The sequence below is a fragment of the Chryseobacterium daecheongense genome, from assembly GCF_003729955.1.
Taxonomy (GTDB): Bacteria; Bacteroidota; Bacteroidia; order Flavobacteriales; family Weeksellaceae; genus Chryseobacterium; species Chryseobacterium daecheongense.
In genome coordinates, this window is record NZ_RJTX01000004.1 from 320,368 (window position 1) to 343,375 (window position 23,008).

Below are 23,008 nucleotides of genomic sequence, written 5' to 3' on the forward strand. Positions count from 1 at the left end.
TAAAAATAAATGAATTATGTCATATAATCCACATTAATAAAAGTAGAATTATTCTAAAATTAAACAAACCGTTTAATGGGAAGCAAGGATTGATTTTAATAAAATATTCACCTCATCCACGTTTTTTACCTTTTCTTTTCTCATCATCAGCTGATTTCCCTCTTTACCGATTTTCTCCTTCAGTTGGGCTTCTGCAGGATTTTGGGTCAGATAATTGATGATATGCCTGAATTTTTCCGTCTGGTAAAACTTATCCTGTGGATTATCTGGAAAATACCCTAAGAATATTCCGTTCTTCATTACAATTTTCTCAAAACCTATTTCAGCAGCCAGCCATTTCAACGAAACACTTTTTAACAGATTGATGGCTTCATTTGGCAAACTTCCGAAACGGTCTATCAGTTCCATCTCAAATTTCTGGAGATCTTTTTCATTATCAATTTCTGCAATTTTCTGATAAAGCAATAGCCTTTCTTCCGTATTGGAAATATAAGAATCCGGCAACATCAGTTCCAGATCGGTATCAATATTCACTTCTTTTACCGATTTGAATAATTTCTGTCTCTCTTCCTCGTTCTCGAACAAGTTTCCGAAGCTTTCATCATCTTTCAACTCTTCCAATGCTTCCTGCATCAATTTCTGATATGTTTCAAAACCCATTTCATTGATAAAGCCGCTTTGTTCTGCTCCCAATAAATCTCCGGCTCCACGGATTTCAAGGTCTTTCATTGCAATCTGGAAACCGCTACCTAAATCCGAGAATTGTTCAATGGCTTCCAGTCTTTTTCTCGCATCGGATGTCATCATGTCAAACGGAGGCGTGATAAGGTAACAAAATGCTTTTCTGTTGCTTCGTCCCACCCTTCCTCTCATCTGGTGAAGATCTGCCATTCCGAAACGTTGTGCATCATTGATGAATATCGTGTTGGCATTAGGAACATCTACCCCACTTTCAACAATTGTCGTAGAAACAAGGACATCATATTTTCCTTCCATGAAATCCAGGACATTTTTCTCCAGCTGCTTTCCATCCATCTGCCCATGTCCCGTAATCACTCTAGCATCCGGAACCAGCCTTTGAATAAGCCCAGCAATATCTTTCAGGTTTTCAATTCTGTTATTAATAAAATATACTTGCCCATCTCTCTGCAATTCATAAGAAACTGCATCACGGATAATTTCTTCATTGAATCCAACGATCTGTGTATCTACAGGTTGCCTGTTCGGCGGTGGTGTTTTGATAACAGACAAATCTCTTGCCGCCATCAGCGAAAACTGCAAAGTTCTCGGAATAGGAGTAGCCGTTAAAGTAAGGGTATCCACATTACTTTTCAGTGTTTTCAGTTTATCTTTTACCGAAACTCCGAACTTGTGCTCCTCATCAATGATCAGTAAGCCTAAATCTTTAAATTTAACACCACTTCCAACCAATTGATGGGTTCCTATGATAATATCTACTTTCCCATTTTTTAAAGCTTCCAAGGTTTCCGATTTCTGTTTAGCCGTTCTAAATCTGTTTAAATAAGAAACGTTCACCGGGAAATCCTTCAATCTTTCTTTAAAGCTCCTGTAATGCTGAAATGCCAAAATCGTAGTCGGAACCAAAACCGCAACCTGTTTTCCATCTGTTGCGGCTTTAAACGCAGCACGAATAGCAACTTCCGTTTTACCAAAACCTACGTCTCCACAAACCAGTCTGTCCATCACCGTAACAGCTTCCATGTCCTTTTTCACATCAATCGTAGCCTTTTCCTGATCCGGAGTGTCTTCATAAATAAAACTTGCTTCCAGCTCATTTTGTAAATAAGAATCCGGCGAATACGAAAAACCTTGTGCCGTTTTTCTTTGTGCATACAACTTAATGAGATCGAAGGCAATTTGCTTAACCTTCGTTTTCGTCTTTTGTTTTAAAGATTTCCAGGCAGGAGACCCTAGTTTACTTAAAACAATCTCCTTTCCGTCCGGTCCGTTATACTTTGAAATTTTATGGAGGGAATGAATACTTACATATAACAAGTCCCCATTTTTATAGGTCAGTTTAAAACACTCCTGGATCTTTCCGTCATTATTTACTTTCACTAACCCCATGAATTTTCCGATTCCGTGATCAATGTGGGCAATATAATCCCCTACTTTCAAAGACATTAGATCTTTCAGCGTAAGCTGTTCGGATTTGGCAAACGTATTTTTCGCCTTATATCTTTGATAACGGTCAAAAATCTGATGATCCGTATATACTAGAATTTTATGATTGTTATCTACAAACCCTTCATGTAGTTCAGATTTAAAACTTTTAAAAGGAACTTCATGCTCAAGCTCCTCAAAAATAGACTCCAGCCTTTCTTTTTGTTTTTCTGTTGAAAAAGAGATCCACGTTTCAAAGCCTTCATGCTGCTTTTCTTCCAGATCTTCGATCAGCAGTTCAAAATTTTTATGAAAGGAGGGTTGTGCTGTTTGCTCAATTTTGATCTCCGCTGTTGGCAATCCTTCAATAGCAACACTACTGAAATCAATGGTTTTAAATTTTTTATAATCAAATAAAAATTCCTGGTCAGAAATGAATAATTCCTGTGGCGCTCTATGGGCAATGTCTTTGTTCAGTGCTTCAAATTTCTCTAATGATCTTTCATAGAAACTTTTAATTTTCTGAAGTCCAACCACTCCGTTTTTACAAACCACAAAGCTTTCTTTAGGCAAAAGCTGTAATAAAGATACCTTGGAACCGGTTACAGAAAAATTCATGTTGGAAACCAACTGAAATTCTTTCACTTTATCTACTGAGAGCTGAGTTTCTATATCAAAAGTCTTTATACTTTCCACCTCATTTCCGAAGAATGTGATACGATAAGGCTTTTCATAGGAATACGAAAATACATCCACAATTCCTCCTCTTACAGAGAACTCTCCTGGTTCAGAAACAAAATCAGCCTGCTGAAAATGATAGTGATTAAGCAATTCGTCCACAAAATCAAAATCCAGCTGATCCCCTACTTTTATATGATGGGAAATGGCTTTAAAATCTTCTTTTTTCAATACTTTTTCTGATAAAGCCCCTGCATAAGCCACAATGACCTTGGGAGATTTACCTGAATTGATCTTATTTAAAACTTCTGTTCTTAAAACCAGATTCGCATTCTGTGTTTTCTCTACCTGGTAAGGTTCCAGATGCGTGGCCGGGAAATAAAGAATTTTCTCTTTTCCTAAAAGATCTTCCATTTCTGTATTAATGTAAAGTGCATCTTCTTTATCATCCACCAGATACAGAATATTTTTCTTCTGGGTTAAAAAAAGTTCGGCCACGAAAACTGAAACGGAGGAACCGGCACTTCCTTTTACAGAAATATGTTGACTGCTTTCCAACTGAGTGAAAATTTCTTTCCCAAATTCTTTTTGAAGCAACTCCGGAAGAAACTTTTCGGTAATGGTTTTTAACTGCATAGATAGTAATAGTATAAACGACAAAAGCGATTTCGGGTGCTTCCGAAATCGTTTGTTTCTACAAAGATACGAATTATAAATCAGGAAAATCCCCACCCCAGAAATAGGTAAAACCCTTACGTTGAGATCTTTCATGTACTGTACTTTTGTAAAAGAAATACGGCGGAATCCGAAAAGCCCAAAGAGTAGGAAACAGAAAAACTAACCCCATGAAAAAACTAATTTTAGGTCTGTTTTTTATTGGACTTACCTTGATCAGCTGTTGTAAACCAGAAATCATAGGCAATGTTCCCAATACATTAAGACCACAAGAAACCAACAACTGGTGTTGGGCTGCAACCACTCAAATGTTAGCTCAGCATTTTCAGATCAATGTAACCCAATGTGCATTAGCCAATCACCGTTTCGGAGTGAATAATTGCTGTACTCCTCAAACTGCCGGTACATCATGTCCTAAAAATGCAGACTGTAATCGTCCCGGCTGGCTGGAGCTTGACTTCGCTGGATTAAAATTCAGCGAAAGCACTACTGCCCTGACCTGGGAAAAATTACAGAAACAGATCTTCTGTTCAAAAAAACCTATGGGCTATGCATACGGAACTCCTGGAGTTGTAGGACACGTAGTAGTAGTAAAAGGATACATAACAGTAGGTGGAACAAGATATGTAGTATTGAATGATCCTTGGAGCCCATGTGTTGGACAGGAAAGGCTGATCACTTATGAAACCTATGCAGACCCTGCCGGAAGCAGCACGCACTGGAATACCTGGTATGATTTAGCAAAAAAATAATTTTAAAATCCAAAAAAAATGAAAAATCTAAAACATATATTGGCCATTCTGTTACTATCAGTTTTCCTAATTTCGTGTAATGATAAAAGCAACATGGGAAACTCCGGCCAAAATGAAATCAAAGAAAATAACTTCACCTCATCCAATGATGCAGTGAACAAAGGAAAGGCTGATCTTATTTCGATCCTGAAAACCAATAAGGAATTCAATCTTAATATTGATGCAGCTGCACTGGAACGTTCAAAACCTGAAGCACCGATCTCGGTTTTTGACGTTAATTTTGAAAAATTACTTCGTTCAGACTCCATTGCTTTGGCTTCAATAGCGGAAGAAAGCAAAAAAAGCCAGACTCCTTTGGTTGATAATACAAAAGTAGTTACCGTAATCTCTACTTCTAAAAATGAAAAAGGATGGCAATTGGATGAGATCACCGATAATGTAAGAGCTTCTGACCTTACAGAAATTAAAGGACAGTTTAATAATATGAATGTTCCGATCTCTGTTTTCGAAGTTCCCAACATCAATGCCACTATTTATGAAGTAAATGCAGACGGAAGAAAGCTGTATTATACCAAATATAATGGTGGATCTTTAAGACAGCCTTTATCCGAGGGAGAAATCTTAAAACAGATCCGAACAGACGCCCAGATCTTCCAGAGACAATTTGGCGATGAGTTGAAAAAAGGAAAACTCGTAAAATAACCCTCAATCATTCACTTTACAACGCTTCTTTATGAAAAGAAGCGTTTTTTCATAATATTTTGCTAATTTTTTTAATTAAAAGTTAAAAAAAATCTATTATCACTGCATGGCATAAAGTTTGGAAATTTTACCTAGAATAACAACTTTAAACGAATAATATTATGAAAAAAGTAATTAGAATCTTAGGTATTTTTTTGCTGATGTTTTTTACAGTCACGACCATTGTATCATGTAGTGATGATGATGATCCAGCTAACAACGAATTTTTTGCAGGGACATATAAGGGTAGTATATCTTATAAAGATGCCGATACGGATATAAGCACTAATGACGGAAGTGTATTTGTAACTAAAATAGCAAGTGGTACAAAATATAATTTTGCATTTTCAAACAGCATCCCGGATCTTAACGGAATAGAGTTTGAGCAACAAGGAGATCACACCTTGGTCATGATTGGTTCTACAGCTACATCATACATCAGAATTGATAATGATGAACTGAAAATCTTGTACACCAAAGATGGTAGAACCTGGACAGCTAACTGTACACGTTAAAAACAACTTTTCATACATAGGTTAACCTGTTTCCACCGGAGACAGGTTTTTTTATATCTTTGAAATAAAGCAACTTTAATATTTTTTTAAGCAGTAATAAACTTTAGTTAAGTTTCAAAAAACCAGATTTTTCAGTGCGGTTTTTGTATACCTTTACTCAACAAAAAAAAGCTACAATGAAAAAGTTTTTATCTGCAATGTCACTAATTTTAGGATTAGGCCTTGCCACCGCTCAGCAAACCGCACCTGCAAAAAGCACTACTGCTCATCAAACAGTAAAAACCGTAAAAGCTCCTGAAGCTAAAACCGCAAAACCTGCTGTAAAGCTTAAGAAGGACGGAACCCCTGATAAAAGATATAAGGAAAACCAAAAACTTAAAAAAGACGGTACCCCAGACAAAAGGTACAAAGAGAACAAATAAACATATCATATAGTTGTTATTTTCATAATCAAATTTCGAAGAACCGGTGGAGCAATTCATCGGTTTTTTTGTTGGGTAAAACGCAACGATTTCCACAGTTATTTATAAATTTGAAGCATGTTAAACTTCCTCAAGAAAAAAATAGCACTGATCTGGGCCAAAAAGCATGTCCGGAAAACTGAAGCATTTAAACAGAATCCACAGAAAAAACAGGAAGAGCAACTTCTCTCTTTTGTAGAAACAGCAAAAAAAACGCTTTTTGGAAGAGAACATGATTTTGAGAACATCCATTCCATAGAAGACTATCAAAAAAGGGTTCCTATTGCCGATTATGAAGACCTGAAACCCTATATAGAAAGGATGAAAAAGGGGCAAGCCAATATTTTATGGCCGGCTAATCCGGAATATTTTGCCAAAACATCCGGAACTACCTCAGGTTCTAAATACATCCCGATTTCAAAAGAAGGAATGCCTTATCAGATAGCCGGAGCCCAAAGTGCCTTGTTCCACTATATAGCCAGGAAAAACAATGCAGATTTCGTGGAAGGAAAAATGATATTTCTTCAGGGCAGCCCTGAATTGGAAGAAATATATGGAATAAAAACAGGTCGCCTTTCCGGTATTGTTGCTCATCATATTCCCAATTACTTACAAAAAAACCGTTTGCCTAGCTGGGAAACCAATGTTATGGAAGATTGGGAAACTAAAGTGGATAAAATTGTAGAAGAGACGGAGAAAGAAAATATGACCCTGATCTCAGGAATACCTCCCTGGCTGATCATGTATTTTGAAAAATTAATTGATAAACATGGCAAAAAAATCAAACAGATTTTCCCGAATCTTCAATTGATTGTCACCGGAGGTGTTAATTATGAGCCTTATCGGGATAAAATGGAAGATCTGTTAGGAGGAAAAGTGGATATTGTGCAGACATTTCCTGCTTCAGAAGGTTTCTTTGCTTTTCAGGATGACTATACCAAAGAGGGATTGCTCCTTTTAACCAATCATGGAATCTTCTATGAATTCGTTCCTCTGGAAGAATATGGAAAGCCTAATGCAAGAAGACTAACATTAAAAGATATTGAACTTCATAAGGATTATGCTTTGATTTTAACGACCAACTCAGGGCTATGGGCGTATTCCATTGGTGATGTGGTACGATTTATTGATAAAAACCCACACAGAATCCTCGTAAGCGGAAGGACTAAACATTTTACATCAGCTTTTGGAGAACACGTGATTGCCTTTGAAGTGGAAGAAGCTATGAAAGCTGCCTTAGAAAAACATCCGGCTCAGATCACAGAATTTCATTTAGCACCACAGGTAAATCCGGCAGAAGGACTTCCTTACCACGAATGGCTTATTGAATTTGAAAAAGAGCCTCAAAATCCGGATGCCTTCAGAAATGAACTTGACGAACAGCTCAGAAAACGCAATACATATTATGATGACCTGATCTCCGGAAATATTCTGCAACCTCTTCATATTACTCAGCTGAAGAAAAATGCATTCCATGAATACGCAAAATCACAAGGCAAACTAGGAGGCCAGAATAAAATTCCAAGACTCGCCAATGACAGAAAAATTGCCGATTTATTGGAAATCTATAAATTTTAAACACATTTTTTCAATTACAAAAACGTATATTCGAAAAAAATTATAAATTTGAAAAACTAAAAAATAATAATGAAAGCAGCTGTACTTTTAAAATCATCTTTATTAACGTCTTTATTTGTTATTTCATCTTGTGCTACTACCAAGTATTCCGAAGATGTCTCCAAAAACGATTACTCTAATCTTGAAGCAGGAAGAATGTACATCGTTACCCTGAAAGACGGTTCTAAAAAACAAAAAATATTATTCCGTAATGTAGAAGGTGATAATATTGTCGGTACAGCAGGAAAAAAAGATAGTACGGAAGTAATTATTCCAAAATCTAACGTGGCTGCCGTAAAAGACAGGTCTAAAGCCCGTGTAGTTGCAGGCGCAACTGTAATTGGAGCAGCAGGTGTTGCAGCCCTTGTATTAAGCTCTTCAAGAGCGGATTAAATAGATTTTATCTTTCAGGATATATTTGATTTATCAGTTAAAAATATATTATAGCAATAGCCTTAAATAAATATTTAGGGCTATTTTTGTGCATGATTTCACTGACTCCGTTAAAGACATTGCAAAATGTTGAATTCAGGAATCTCCTTACAGGAAGATTTTTTATTGTAATAGCCTTTAGAATGCTCGCTACTTTACTGGGATGGTGGGTATATCAATTAACAAAAGATCCTTTTTCGATTGGTCTTATCGGACTTTCGGAGGTAATTCCGGCGGTGAGCTGTGCTTTGTATGCAGGCCACGTTATCGATATGAATGAAAAGAAACGGCTTTTGCTGATCTGCAATTATACATATGTTATTCTTATAGGCCTTTTGCTGATTCCTGCATTTTACAATGTTGAATTACATTTTACAGGGCATGAAATTACCTACTATATTTACGGAGTCATCTTTCTTACCGGAATAGCAAGAGCATTCCTTGGGCCTATTGCTCCGGCCATGCTTCCTAAAATTGTTAAAAAAGAAAATCTTTCCAATGCCATAACACTCAATCAGGCTGTTTTCCTTATCTCTTCCGTATCGGGCCATGCATTAGGAGGATTTCTTATTGAAGGCTTTGGAATCAAATGGACATTGGTGGCGGTTATTGTATTAATAATTATTGCTTCATTATTCTTCTGGCAATTGAATAAGCAGCACTCAGAATACAAAAAAGAATCAGTGAATGTGGTTGAAAGCATGCGTGAAGGAGTGTCTTACATTTTCAAAACAAAGGAAATCTTAGGAGCTTTGTGCCTTGACATGTTTGCCGTGCTTTTTGGTGGTGCTGTAGCCATGATTCCGGTATATGCTACTGATATTTTAAAAACAGGTGCAGACGGCTTAGGTCTTCTGAATGCCGCTTCGGATATCGGGTCTATGTGCATCATTACCATCTTATCAATTATTCCATTAAGAAAAAACCAGGGAAAAATATTGCTGGTTGCCGTGGCTGGTTTTGGGATTTGTATTATTGGATTCGGGTTATCTCACCTATACTGGCTTTCGTTTATGTTCCTTGTACTAAGCGGAATGCTTGATGGAATTTCCGTAGTGATTCGCGGAACCATTGTACAGCTGAAAACTCCGGATCATATTCGCGGACGTGTACTGAGTGCCAATTCTATATTTATTATGTCCAGTAATGAAATGGGGCAGTTTGAAAGCGGTTTGGCGGCGAAGCTTATGGGAGTGGTGCGCTCTGTTGTATTTGGCGGTAGTATGACAGTTCTCATCGCATTAATTGTAGGAAGTACCAATCCCAAATTAAGAAAAATGCAATACTAAATCTAGTTTACAGATAATTCTACTAAATATATTACATTTTTTTCAAATAACCATTAATAATTTTTATATTTGCTTTATAAAATTCCCCTTTTATGAAAAAAATTCTATTATTTTTTCTGCTGATATCGTCACAGATATTCTTTTCCCAATCAGATTGCCCTACGGCAATTGCTGTTTGTGGGAATGCTAATATTTCTTATACCCCTTCCGGGCCGGGAAATATCCTGGAAGATTTGGGTGGCTGTCTTATTGATGATGAAAACTTTTCCGTGTGGTATACTTTCACTATTGCCACTTCAGGAACATTAGCTTTCACCATCGACGCCAATGTTGATAATGATGATTACGACTTTGGGGTTTACGGACCCAACAAACAATGTAGCAACTTAGGTGCTCCTATCAGATGTAATTTCGCAGGAGTTTCCCCTACAGGAAATACAGGTCTTTCACTAACTGCACCTCCTAACGGATGGTGGAGCCCGCACTTAGATGTACAAGCAGGAGAAACGTATTATTTAATTATTGATAACTATAGTAATTCAGCTAACGGATTTTCTTTAACATGGTCTGGAACAGCAACGCTGGCTTCTCCATTTAATGACCCTAATATCACTCCGCATCCGTTTGTTCCGCCAGGAATTCCGGCTGTGAACCCAAATGACCCTCCAGAGGTTGTAATCTGTTCAAATCCGGCTATTTTTGATTTCAGTACATTGTCTGCTGGTATCATCAACGGTAACCCGAATTTCTCTGTAAAATACCATACAAGCCAAAATGATGCTTTAACAGGGAATAATCCTATTACATCACCAATTTCTGTAAGTGTAGGGCAAACTTATTATTATAGTATTAACTATACCAATCCTGCCAACCCGAACGATCCTGTTAACAGATGTAAACAGTATGGGAATTTCAAATTCAAGGATGGAACCATTGAAGCCTATAATGATACATTAACGGAATGTAATAATAACAATGCGGGTACAGCTACCTATGACTTGACTACAGCGGATGTTATTGACCCTACTTTAACCGTTACTAAAAAATATTATCCTACCATTCATGATCTGAATGCAGGAACCAACGAGATCACCAATCCTTATTCTTATGTTTCTGCAGAAGGAACAGTATATGTGAAAATAACTTCACAGTACGGATGTACAGATATTGCTGAAATCAGCTTGAAGTTCCATCCGGTAGTAGTGGTAAATGAAGCTACCTTGAGATCATGCTTCATTGAAACCAATCCTTCAACAGCATTGTTCAACCTTACGGTAGCTACGGTAACTTCTCAGGGAGGAACTAAAACATATTACCCTTCTTTAACAGATGCTGTAAATGGAACCAACCAAATTGGAAACCCTGCTAACTATATTGCCCCAAGTGGAGTTGTATACATAAAAGTAACCAATGCAAACGGATGTTATGCGGTTGCTAAAGTGACTCTTATAGTACTTCCGCCTGTATATTCTTCTGTATTGGAAGATAAGATCATCTGTATGGAAGACACTACAACACTAGATGCAGGACCAGGTTTTGCTTCGTACCTTTGGAGTACAGGAGCTACTACACAAACCGTTTCAGGCGTAGGAGTAGGTACTTATTGGGTGAAATTAAAAACAGGAGATTGTATCACTACCCAAACTGTAAAAGTTTACCCTGCCGAACAGCCTGTTGTTTCTAATATTGACATTGCTACCAACACGGTTACTGTGTCTGTGGTAGGGGGAACAGCTCCTTACAAATATTCTATGGATAATGTAAACTGGCAGGATTCTAATGTATTTACAAATGTTCCGAGAGGTGACAATACAGTATATGTAAAAGATGCTTACGATTGTGAGCCGATAGATATTAGCATCGTTGTTCCCAACCTTATCAATGTGATCACTCCTAACGGCGACGGTGTAAACGATGTTATTGATTATTCTGCATTAGCTCACAAACAAAATCTGGTATTGAGCATTTATGACAGATACGGAAGCAAAATTTATCAGGCAGATAAATCCAATGGCTACAAATGGGATGGAACCACTAATGGCAGCAAAAGAGTTACTACCGGTACTTATTGGTATTCCGTAACATGGAATGAAAATGACAAGCATAATACGCCTTTCAAATTCTCCAGCTGGATCATGGTGAAAAACAGAGAATAATACATAAATCAAAGAACCGCTTCAGGCGGTTCTTTTCTCTATCCTTTACCATCGACTTTTTCTTTATTTTCCTTATTTTTGTTTTATAAAATCATTTAAAAATGAGAAAACTATTATTATTTTTAACAATTTTACTCACTCAACTATATTTTTCCCAATCAGACTGCCCTACTGCGATTCCGGTATGTGGAAATTCTAATATTTCTTATACTCCTTCCGGACCTGGAAATATCCTGGAAGATCTGGATACTTTAGGATGTCTGAATGATAATGAGAACTTTTCAGTTTGGTATTCTTTTACCATTGCTACTTCAGGAACATTGGCTTTCACCATTGATTCTAACGTAAACAGTGATGATTATGACTTTGCAGTTTATGGGCCTAATGTGCAATGTAGCAACTTAGGAGCTCCTATCAGATGTAATTTTGCAGGATCATCTCCTACAGGGAACACAGGTCTTGAACTTACACCAACAGGTTCCGTTTACTGGGGAGCTTATATGGATGTAGTAGCTGGACAAACGTATTATTTAATTATTGACAATTATAGTAATTCCGCAAACGGATTTTCTTTGACCTGGAGTGGTACTGCAACGCTTACTTCAGCTTTCTCCGATCCTGCATTGGCTCCGAATCCTTTCATCACACCAGGAAACCCGGCTGCCAATCCTAATGACCCTAGAGAAATCTTAAAATGCCAGTTACCGACTCAATTTGACTTTACAACATTAACCCCTGGAATCCTGAATGGTAACCAAAACTTCTCGGTTACTTACCACAGTCTTCAGAATGATGCTATTACAGGAGCAAACCCACTTACAGTAACTACTGTCAATGGAACTACCGTATATTATTACAGAATTGTATATCAGGATCCGGCTAATCCGAATAACCCGGCGAACGGATGTTTCCAACTCGGTAAATTTAAATTCAAGCAAGGAAATATTGAAGCCGCTGACGTCACTATTAATGCCTGCAACAATAACGGAGCCGGTACAGCAACATTTAACCTGACAGCAGCACCAGTTTATTCAGGACCATCAACGAAAAAGTACTATCCTACTCTTGCTGATCTCAATGCCGGAACCAACGAAATAACAAACCCGGCAGCTTATACTTCGGCAGAAAAAACAGTATATGTAAAAGTAACCTCCAATGAAGGATGTTCTGATACAGCTGCGATTACACTTGCTTTTTATCCTGTAGTAGTGGTAACTAATGCCACACTTGAGTCTTGTTATATTGATACTAATATTGCAACCGCTTCTTTTGATTTAACTCAGGCAGCTGTTAACTCACAAACAGGTATGACAAAAAAATATTATAAAACATCAACGGATGCATTAAACCTTACTAATGAAATTGCCAATTTCAATGCTTATGTTACAACATCAACCGATGTTTACGTAAGAGTAACCAGTGCCAACGGATGTTTTGCCATTGCTAAAATCACATTGAAAGTTCTTCCCCCTGTAAAATCATCTGTGCTAAAAGATCAGACGATATGTATGGAAGACAGAACAACTCTGGATGCAGGTCCAGGTTTTGACAGCTACGAATGGAGCACTGGTGCCACCACACAATCTATTTCAGGTGTTGGAGTTGGGCTGTATTGGGTAAAACTTCAGACGGGAAAATGTTATACAATGCAGGAAGTAAGGGTATATTCTTCACAACAGCCCGTGATTTCAAGCATTGATATTTCAAACAATACCATTACTGTAAATGTATCCGGAGGAAAAGCTCCATATAAATACTCTTTAGATGGTGTTAATTGGCAAGATTCTAATGTCTTCACAGGGCTTCCAAGAGGTGAAAACAAAGTGTATGTAAAAGATTCTTATGACTGTCTTCCAATAGAGGTGCAGATCACAGTTCCAAATCTTCTTAATGCAATTACGCCGAATGGAGATAATGTGAATGATTATATCGATTATTCTGAATTAGCCTATAAGAAAAATCTTGTCCTTGTAATATTCGACAGATATGGAAACAAGCTTTATGAAGCAGATAAAACAAGAGGATACAAATGGGACGGAACTGCTTTTGGCAAGAAAATCCTTACAGGTACTTATTGGTATACCATCACTTGGAATGAAAATGACAAAAACAATACTCCGACACAATACAGCGGATGGGTATTGGTTAAAAACAGAGAATAATTCAGTTTTTATATAAGATAAAAAATCACCCTGAATCAGGGTGATTTTTTTATCAACATAACTCATCACATATTGGTAAAGCATTTTAACGTAATTTGACAGTAAAATGTTAGTTACTATTTTTTTATTTTTTTTCAAATCGATTATCTTTGCAGTATGGCGCAGAAAGAAACACTATCATCTCTTACACACGGAAATTTCGCGAAGGAATTATCAATTTCTGACGGGAAAATGCCGCCTAATGCTGTAGATTTTGAAAGACTCGTAATTGGAACTTTTTTGATTGATAAAAAAGGTCTTGACTATTCCATTGACCTTCTTACTCCGGAAGTTTTCTATGATCCGAGGCATCAGGTGATCTTTACAACCATCTTAAAATTATACGAAGGAAACCATCCGGTAGATTTAATGACCATCATCCAGGATCTTAAAAAAGAAGATAAATTAAACCAGGCCGGCGGTGATCATTATATTATTGACCTTACCATGGGGGTAAGCTCTTCCGCTCATATTGAATATCATGTACGTGTTATTCTTGAGAAATACATCCTGAGAAGCCTTATCAATGTATCGGCTAATGTTATTGATTCTTCCTACAAGGAATCAACCGATGTATTTGAACTTCTGGACAAAGCAGAACAGTCATTTTTTGAGATTACGAACGGAACCATTAAAAAAGGATTTGACACGGCGAACTCTTTGGTAAAACAGGCCATCGATACTATCAAATCTTTAAAAGATAAAGAAGGGCTTTCCGGAGTGCCATCAGGATTCAGGGATCTTGATAAAGAAACCGGAGGATGGCAGAATTCTGACCTTATTATTATCGCAGCCCGTCCCGCGATGGGTAAAACCGCATTCCTGCTTTCCATGGCGAGAAATATAGCAGTAGAACATAAAATCCCAATGGCTCTTTTCTCTCTGGAGATGGCATCGGTACAGTTGATCACTAGAATGATTGCTTCCGAGACTAGAATTTCATCCGAGAAATTAAGAAAAGGGACCATGTCCGATGATGAATGGCAAAGGCTGTTTTCCAATGTTTCTGACCTGGAGAATGCTCCACTCTATATTGATGAAACTCCTTCTCTTTCCATCTTCGACTTCCGTGCCAAATGCCGAAGACTGGTAATGCAACATGGCGTAAAGATCATCATGGTGGATTACCTTCAGCTGATGACCGCAAGCAGTGGTGGAAAAGGTGGTGGAAACCGTGAACAGGAAATAGCAATGATCTCACGTTCATTAAAAGCGATTGCAAAAGAATTGAATGTCCCTGTAATTGCTCTTTCCCAGTTATCCAGAAGTGTGGAAAACCGTCCGGGAAAAAGACCTCAGCTTTCAGATTTGAGGGAATCCGGAGCGATTGAACAGGACGCCGATATTGTATCTTTCATCTTCAGACCAGAATATTATAAAATTTCGGTTTGGGATAATGATGAACCGGGACAGGAAACTTCAACGGAAAATCAGGCGGAAATCATTATTGCAAAGCACAGAAATGGTGCAACTGCTGATGTAAGGCTTTCATTTATGAAAAACATTGCCAAATTTGGAGATCTGGATGTTTTCGGAAATGATTATGGGTATCCATCCCAAAGTTTTGGTCAGCAGAATGAGCAGAGTGGTTTTGACAAGATAAAAACAACCATTCAGCCGGGTGCTGCTTTTGATCTTCCTGATAATTCTCAACTTTCAGGATCGTCCATGAACGATTTTGATGATGATGAAGATTTCCCTTTCTAAAAATGCTTTCATTTTTAAATTATAATTTTTGAGAATCGAAATATACACCGATGGTGCTTGCAGCGGAAATCCGGGAAAAGGCGGATATGGAATTCTCATGCGCGTTCCTGAAAAAAGATACCAGAAAACTTTTTCAAAAGGTTTCAGGAAAACCACCAATAACAGAATGGAGCTTCTGGCTGTAATTACAGCTCTGGAAAAATTAAAATCCACGGAAAATGACATTCATATTTTCACAGACAGCAAGTATGTGTCTGATGCTATCAATCAGAATTGGATTGCAGGCTGGATTAAGAGAGGATGGAAAAACGTGAAAAATCCGGACTTATGGCAAAAATTTGTCCCCCTTTATCAGAAGCATAACCCCAAAATGCATTGGATAAAAGGCCACGCTGGACATCCTGAAAATGAACTTTGCGACAGGCTTGCCGTAGCTGCCGCTGCATCTCCGGATCTGGAGGTAGATATTTATTTTGAAAATTTAGAGAACAATTCTCTTTTTTAAAAATTTCACATACCAATACCCTACTTTCATTTAAAATTCTTCTAATATTTTTGCATTTTATTATCAAATTTTGTCATTTTTAACACTATTAACATTAAATACACATTTATTAATTCGGAATTAATATCTTTACGTGTCTAATTAAAAAGTGTGTATTAAATGAATAAAAAACTACTAGTTTATTTTACCCTTATTTTACTCTGTTTATCTGGAAAACTTTTATCTCAAACCTATCAACTTACAGGTAACCCTGTAAACACAACAGGTTGGACAATGGTTCCTTCTGCAAGTGTGAATGGGGACTTCATTCAGCTTACTCCGGATACCAATAACCAATCCGGCTCTATCAGACTGAATGACCCTATCAACTTAAAATATTGTGATAAGTGGAGAGTGGAATTCGATTTCAGAATGGATTCTAACCAAACTTCCAATGGAGACGGAATTGCATTCTGGTATCTTGCCAACCCTCCTGTTGCAAGTATATTAGGTTCCGGACTTGGAGTTTCTCAAAATGCTGTGGGTTTTATTGTAGGTTTTGATACTTACAATAATACCACTACTGCTACAATGAGTAAGGTGCATGTCGCCTACGGACAAGTTCCTAATACAACGGATACCAACAATGTAGAGTTCTTTAATGTTGCGGGAAGTTCATTTCACTCCCCTGATCTGAATACCACCCAGCCTTTCCAGGGAACTACTTATAAGCATGTTGAAGTTACCTCTCAGGTTGATCCGGCAGCTCCTACCAACTGGATTGTAAAAATAACAATTGATGGTAATGTAATTTGCAACCAGTCTTTCGCACCTTCAGGCACTGCGGCTGCAATGACTGTGGGCTATTTCGGCTTTTCAGCTTCTACAGGTGGCGCAAGGTCAAGACATTCTATCAAAAATGTGAAGATCTACACGGATAAAGTTCCTATCCTTCAGAACTCTGTTACTCAATCTGTTTGTCCTAATCCTACAACAGGATATGGTACCGTAAATCTTACTGCTTATAATTCACAGTTTGTGGCTAACCCTACGAACTATACATTTTCGTATTATGTTTTAGGTAACCCTACTCCTATTGCTAATCCTACCAACTTCCAGTATAATACCAATACTACGATTTCTGTAAGGATTAAAGATAATTCTTCTCTTTTATGCGACAATGCAGACGGAACAATTGTACTATCATTATCGCCATTTGCCGCCAATGATGTTACCTTAACCGCATGTAATAATAACAATGTAGGAACGGCCACTTACAATCTTACTTCCGCAGTGGTAACCGGAGTTCCCGGAGTAACAAAGAAATATTATAAAACATTGGCCGATCTTAATGCCGGAACTAATGAAATTCAAAATCCAGCCAGCTACACATCCGCACCGGGTACAGTATACGTAAAAGTAACGACTCCACAAGGATGTACCGGAAATGCTAAAATTACACTTGCCTTTTATCCATCAGTAGTAGTAACTGAAGCAACACTGCGTTCTTGTTTTATAGAATCAAACCCAACAACTGCTTCATTTAATTTAACAACAGCAAATGTAACAGCACAAGCAGGAGTTATTAAAAAGTATTATCCAACATTAGCCGACGCGGTGAGTGGAACCAATGAAATCATCAATTCATCGATCTATGTTTCTACCAGCACAGCTGTATACGTAAGAGTAATTGATGCGAACGGATGTTATATGATTGCCAAGATCAACCTTATTGTTCTTCCACCTGTGTTTTCTTCTGTTTTAAAAGATAAGATCATCTGTATAGACGACAAAACGACATTGGATGCAGGTCCTGGTTTTGATGGTTATGAATGGAGCACAGGAGCCACCACACAATCTATTTCCAATGTTCCTGTAGGGCTATATTGGGTAAAACTGAAAACAGGAACTTGTATTACAACCCAGCTTGTAAAGGTAAACCCTTCCAATCAGCCTGTCATTTCAAGCATTGATGTAGTGAACAGTTCAATTACCGTGAATGTAAAAGGAGGAACACCTGCTTATCACTATTCTTTAGATGGAATCACTTGGCAGGATTCTAATGTATTCAACGGACTTTCAAGAGGAGATCATAAGGTGTACGTAAAAGACTCGTATGATTGTGAACCCATTGATGTAACTATTACCGTTCCTAATTTAATCAATGCTATTACACCTAACGGAGATAATGTAAATGATTTTATTGATTACTCTGCTTTAGCTTATAAAAAGAACTTAACATTTGTGGTATATGACAGATATGGCAATAAACTTTATGAAGCAGATAAGATCAGAAATTTCAAATGGGATGGAACTGCTTTTGGCAAAAAAATATTGACCGGAACTTACTGGTACACCATTTCCTGGAATGAAAATGACAAAAACAATACCCCTACACAATATACGGGTTGGGTATTGGTAAAAAATAGAGAATAATTATGTCTGAAAATCACTCATTGGAGTGATTTTTATTATTTTTTTGATAATTCATAATATATACTCAAAACATTACGATGTATATCATTTTTTAAAAATTAACAATATCCAATCCACGTACAATGAGAAAACTTCTATACTCTTATTTCTTAATCATATTATTAGGGGTATCCGGAAATGGATTCGCCCAGACGTATCAGCTTACAGGAAATCCTGTTGTTACAACAGGTTGGGATTTGGTTTCAAGTGCTGTCGTTAACACTGATTTTATTCAACTCACCCAGGATGTCGGAAATCAATATGGTGCTATTAAATTGTCTACTCCTATTAACTTGAAGTATTGTGACAAATGGAAAGTAGAATTTGATTTCAGGATAGACGGAAACGGTACCACACAATTTGGAAGAGGTGACGGATTTACTTTTTGGTATCTTGCTAATCCACCTACAGGCTTTGTATCCGGTGGTGGTCTTGGAATTCCTGCCAATGCATCAGGATTGATGGTTGGTTTCGATATTTTCAATAATACTACAGAAGGACAAATGAGCAAGGTCCATCTTTTATATGGGACCAATAACTCTCTCAACAATAACATAGAATATAACAATACTGTAGGAAGTACATTCCACTCTCCTGACCTTAATCCTACACAGCCATTTGTAGGAACAAACTATAAGCATGTTGAAGTGAATGGACAAACTGATTTAACAAATCCTACCAACTGGATCATATCTATAAAAATTGATGGTGTACAAATCGTTAACCAGTCATTTGCTCCGTCAGGCGGTGCGATAGGAATGACTCAAGGATATTTCGGTTTTTCTGCAGCTACAGGAGGAGCCAGTGCAAGACATTCCATCAAAAATGCTAAGATCTATATAGATAAAGTTCCTATTTTACAGAATACCATTACTCCTTTCGTATGCGTAAACCCGGCTACAGGAAACGGAACCGTGGATTTAACTTCGTTCAATTCTCAATTTGTAAACAATCCTGGAAATTATATTTTCACTTATTACGTATTGGGTAATTCTACTCCGATTGCGAATCCAACCAGTTTTCAATATACCGGGAACACAACCATTACGGTAGTAGTTAAAGACCCTTCATCCACTTTATGTGATAATGGAGATGGAGTCATTCAGCTTAACCCAACTCCTTTTGCAGCAGATGATGCTACTTTATCGGGATGTAATAATAATAATGCCGGTGTCGCTATATTTGATCTGACCACTGCCGCAGTAACTAATATCCCGGGGGTAACTAAAGCATTCTATCCTACTTTATTTGATCTTAATAATGGAACGAATCAAATCACAAACCCTACAGCTTATCCTTCTGCTGCAGGATCCGTATTTGTAAAAGTGACCACTCCACAAGGCTGTGTGGATGTTGCCCAGATTACTTTGAATATTCTTCCTGTTGTTGTAGTAAATGATGCTACTTTAAGAACATGTTTCATTGAGTCTAATCCTTCATTGGGATCTTTCAACCTTACCGTAGCTACAGTAACTTCTCAGGGAGGAACCAAGAAATATTATCCATCTTTAACTGATGCGCTTAACGGAACCAATGAAATTTCAAATCCGACCAATTATATCGCTCCTAACGGAGTAGTTTATATAAAAGTGACAGACGCCAATGGTTGTTTTGCCGTAGCTAAAGTAACTCTTATCGTACTTCCGCCAGTATATTCTTCTGTTCTGCAAGATAAGATCATCTGTATGGAAGATAAAACCACACTAGATGCAGGACCAGGTTTTGCTTCGTACCTTTGGAGTACAGGAGCTACTACACAAACCGTTTCAGGCGTAGGTGTAGGTACTTACTGGGTGAAATTAAAAACAGGAGACTGTATTACTACTCAGAATGTAAAAGTATATCCTGCTGAACAGCCAGTTGTTACTTATATTGATATTTCAAGCAGTACAATTACTGTAAATGTCATTGGTGGAACTCCTCCTTATCAATATTCTCTGGATAATGTAAACTGGCAGGACTCCAATATTTTTAATAACATTTCCCGAGGAGACCATACCGTATATGTAAAAGATGCTTACGATTGTGAACCTATAGATATTGATATTACAGTTCCTAATTTGATCAATGTTATTACACCAAACGGAGACGGAGTGAATGACGCTATTGATTATTCTTCATTAGCGAACAAACAAAATCTGGAATTCAGTATTTTCGACAGATATGGGTACAAAATCCATCAGGGTGATAAAACCAACAAATACAGATGGGATGGAACTACTTCTGCCGGAAGAAAAGTTCCTACCGGAAACTATTGGTATTCCGTAACATGGAATGAAAATGATAAACATAACACTCCATTTAAATTTTCAGGTTGGATTATGGTGAAAAACAGAGAATAACCTTCAACCATTCTATATAAAAACTCCACTTCAAAATTGAAGTGGAGTTTTTTTTACGATATATCAAGGCAATATATTTACCTTGAAAACCTATTTATTCACATTCAATTCCTAAATTTGTTCTATGAATTATTTGGAAGCTTTAAGCAGAAGATATTCTGTAAAGAAATTTAATAAAGAAATTATTCCTCAGGAAACCTTACATAATATTCTTGAGTCCGGTAAGCTTGCCGCAAGCTCAATGGGACTACAGCCTTATAAGATTGTAGTGGTTGAAAGTGAGGAAATGAAGCAGAAATTAATTCCGGCATTTTACAATCCTTCCCAAATTTCCACGTGTTCACATCTTATTGTTATTATTTCAAAAAAAATAATTGAAGAACATTATATCCGTGGCTATTTCAATCATATTTCTGAAGTGAGAGAGGTTTCACTGGAATCCCTTGATCTTTTTAAAAACAGCATTAATCAGCATATTAATCAAAAAACGAATGACGAGATTTTCAACTGGGCAGAAAAACAATCTTATATTGTATTGGCAAATTTAATGTATGCCGCGGCCATTGAAAATATTGATACCTGCCCGATGGAAGGATTCCGGCAAGAGGTAATAGAAGAGCTATTGAATATCAATCCTGAGACAGAAAAAGTAACCGTAACTCTTGCGTTAGGATACCGTTCTGAGGAAGATCATTTTCAGCATATGAAAAAAGTGAGAAAACCCAATGAAAAATTGTTTAAATTTATTTAATTATTTTAGACAATTGTCTTAAAGCAAGCATATGATAAAAGCGGATGTATTGGTAATTGGTTCCGGAATATCGGGACTTTCTTATGCCATAAAAGTTTCTGAACAATTTCCTGAAGCCAAAATAATTATCGTAACTAAATCAGACGAAGACGAAAGCAATACCAAATATGCACAGGGAGGCTTGGCTGTCGTTACGGATTTCAAAAAAGATAATTTTGATAAACATATTGAAGACACCATGCGTGCCGGTGACGGCGAAAACAAACGCGATGTAGTAGAAATGGTGGTGAAAGAAGCCCCTGCAAGATTTAATGAAATCGTAGAATGGGGTGCCAATTTTGATATGAAAAACGGCCAGTTCGCTTTAGGAAGAGAAGGCGGCCATACCGAAAACAGAATTGTTCATCATAAGGACATCACAGGGTTTGAGATTGAAAGAGCGCTTTTAGAAACTGCCAAAAACAGTCCCAACATAGAAATCCTGGATCATCATTATGTGATTGACATTATTACTCAACACCACGTTCCGGGAAAAGAACTGAATGAAGGGGATATTCACTGCTATGGAGCATACATTCTGGATGAAAAATCCAAAACCATCAAAAAAATTACAGCAAAAATAACATTGGTAGCCACCGGAGGAGCCGGTCATGTTTATAAGAACACCACTAACCCAACCATTGCTACCGGAGACGGAATTGCTTTTGTTGCCCGTGCCAAAGGTAAGGTTTCCAATATGCAGTACTACCAGTTCCATCCTACCGCTTTATATAGTAAAATAGATGGAATGCTGTTTTTAATTTCCGAAGCTGTCCGTGGTGACGGAGCTAAATTAAGAACCAAAAGAGGCGAAAAGTTCATGCATAAATATGATGAACGTGAAGAGCTGGCTTCAAGAGATATTGTAGCAAGAGCCATTGACAATGAAATGAAGATCACCGGTGATGAATACGTAGGCTTGGATTGCCGTGAAATGAATCACGATAAGTTTTTAGAACATTTCCCTAATATTTATAAGAAATGTAAGGATGAAGGTATTGATCCTTTCACGCAATTGATTCCCGTTGTTCCGGCTTGCCATTATTTAATGGGTGGTATTGAAATTGATAAAGACGGACAATCTTCTATCAGAAATCTTTTTGCTGTAGGAGAATGTACCAATTCCGGACTACATGGGGCCAACAGACTAGCGTCCAATTCCTTGTTGGAAGGCTTAGTTTTCGGACACAACGCTGCCATGAAAACCATTGAATTATTGAAAGAAAACAATTTCAATTTTGAGGATTTAAAGGCTGTTCCCGAATGGGATGAAGAAGGCATGAAAATCATGGATGAAATGGTGATCATCAGCTACCTTAGAAAACAGCTTCAGGAAATGATGAGTGACCTTGTAGGAATTGTAAGAAGTAACCGACGTTTAAAAATGGCTTTGCAAAAGCACCAGGAAATTGCGGCGGCTGTTGATGAAATTTACCACTACTCCATTCTTTCCCCGCAATTATCAGAATTAAGAAATTTAACCACTGTAGCTCACCTTATCATTACCCAATCTATGGAAATGAAAGAAAACAAGGGAGCATTTTACAATAAAGATTTAGCCTAAAAGCA

At 37.4% G+C, this 23,008-nt stretch carries 16 protein-coding genes; 15 read left to right on the plus strand and 1 reads right to left on the minus strand.

Annotation, left to right across the window (positions count from 1 at the left end; translation table 11 throughout):
• Positions 1-72 precede the first annotated feature (72 nt).
• Positions 73-3,438, minus strand: a complete 3,366-nt coding sequence (gene mfd, locus EGI05_RS14870) for a transcription-repair coupling factor (protein ID WP_123263819.1) — start codon at positions 3,436-3,438, stop codon at positions 73-75.
• A 209-nt stretch (positions 3,439-3,647) separates the two neighbouring features.
• Between mfd and EGI05_RS14875 the strand changes: the two genes are divergently transcribed.
• The 15 genes from EGI05_RS14875 to nadB all read left to right on the plus strand — a co-directional run bounded on the left by EGI05_RS14875 (position 3,648) and on the right by nadB (position 23,003).
• Positions 3,648-4,229 carry a papain-like cysteine protease family protein gene (locus EGI05_RS14875; RefSeq protein ID WP_123263820.1) on the plus strand — a complete coding sequence of 194 codons (582 nt, stop codon included), beginning with the start codon at positions 3,648-3,650 and terminating at the stop codon, positions 4,227-4,229.
• An 18-nt stretch (positions 4,230-4,247) separates the two neighbouring features.
• The gene (locus EGI05_RS14880) at positions 4,248-4,931 is read left to right on the plus strand and encodes a hypothetical protein (protein WP_134197467.1); all 684 of its coding nucleotides are present in this window, start codon (positions 4,248-4,250) and stop codon (positions 4,929-4,931) included.
• A 161-nt stretch (positions 4,932-5,092) separates the two neighbouring features.
• The gene (locus EGI05_RS14885; protein WP_123263822.1) at positions 5,093-5,485 is read left to right on the plus strand and encodes a hypothetical protein; all 393 of its coding nucleotides are present in this window, start codon (positions 5,093-5,095) and stop codon (positions 5,483-5,485) included.
• Between the two features lie 176 nt (positions 5,486-5,661).
• On the plus strand, positions 5,662-5,907 hold the full coding sequence (locus tag EGI05_RS14890) for a hypothetical protein (RefSeq protein ID WP_123263823.1): 246 nt from the start codon (positions 5,662-5,664) through the stop codon (positions 5,905-5,907).
• A gap of 117 nt (positions 5,908-6,024) precedes the next feature.
• Positions 6,025-7,524, plus strand: coding sequence for a GH3 auxin-responsive promoter family protein (locus EGI05_RS14895; RefSeq protein WP_123263824.1), 1,500 nt, complete (start codon positions 6,025-6,027; stop codon positions 7,522-7,524).
• 69 nt (positions 7,525-7,593) lie between these two features.
• Positions 7,594-7,956, plus strand: a complete 363-nt coding sequence (locus tag EGI05_RS14900; protein WP_123263825.1) for a hypothetical protein — start codon at positions 7,594-7,596, stop codon at positions 7,954-7,956.
• A 92-nt stretch (positions 7,957-8,048) separates the two neighbouring features.
• Entirely contained in the window at positions 8,049-9,284 is a 1,236-nt protein-coding gene (locus tag EGI05_RS14905; RefSeq protein ID WP_123263826.1) for an MFS transporter, read from the plus strand.
• A gap of 92 nt (positions 9,285-9,376) precedes the next feature.
• Positions 9,377-11,440 carry a T9SS type B sorting domain-containing protein gene (locus EGI05_RS14910; protein WP_123263827.1) on the plus strand — a complete coding sequence of 688 codons (2,064 nt, stop codon included), beginning with the start codon at positions 9,377-9,379 and terminating at the stop codon, positions 11,438-11,440.
• Positions 11,441-11,541: 101 nt separating this feature from the next.
• Positions 11,542-13,602: a T9SS type B sorting domain-containing protein gene (locus EGI05_RS14915; protein ID WP_123263828.1), complete on the plus strand. Its 2,061-nt coding sequence runs from the start codon at positions 11,542-11,544 to the stop codon at positions 13,600-13,602.
• Positions 13,603-13,758: 156 nt separating this feature from the next.
• Positions 13,759-15,348: a replicative DNA helicase gene (dnaB, locus tag EGI05_RS14920; RefSeq protein WP_123263829.1), complete on the plus strand. Its 1,590-nt coding sequence runs from the start codon at positions 13,759-13,761 to the stop codon at positions 15,346-15,348.
• Between the two features lie 28 nt (positions 15,349-15,376).
• Positions 15,377-15,853, plus strand: a complete 477-nt coding sequence (gene rnhA, locus EGI05_RS14925; protein ID WP_123263830.1) for a ribonuclease HI — start codon at positions 15,377-15,379, stop codon at positions 15,851-15,853.
• Between the two features lie 159 nt (positions 15,854-16,012).
• A complete protein-coding gene (locus tag EGI05_RS14930) occupies positions 16,013-18,268 on the plus strand; it encodes a T9SS type B sorting domain-containing protein (RefSeq protein ID WP_123263831.1) in 2,256 nt (751 codons plus the stop codon).
• Between the two features lie 122 nt (positions 18,269-18,390).
• Positions 18,391-20,649: a T9SS type B sorting domain-containing protein gene (locus EGI05_RS14935; RefSeq protein WP_123263832.1), complete on the plus strand. Its 2,259-nt coding sequence runs from the start codon at positions 18,391-18,393 to the stop codon at positions 20,647-20,649.
• Positions 20,650-20,773: 124 nt separating this feature from the next.
• Complete coding sequence (locus EGI05_RS14940) at positions 20,774-21,400, plus strand: NAD(P)H-dependent oxidoreductase (RefSeq protein WP_123263833.1); 627 nt, start codon at positions 20,774-20,776, stop codon at positions 21,398-21,400.
• Positions 21,401-21,431: 31 nt separating this feature from the next.
• Positions 21,432-23,003 carry an L-aspartate oxidase gene (gene nadB / locus EGI05_RS14945; RefSeq protein WP_123263834.1) on the plus strand — a complete coding sequence of 524 codons (1,572 nt, stop codon included), beginning with the start codon at positions 21,432-21,434 and terminating at the stop codon, positions 23,001-23,003.
• Positions 23,004-23,008 lie beyond the last annotated feature (5 nt).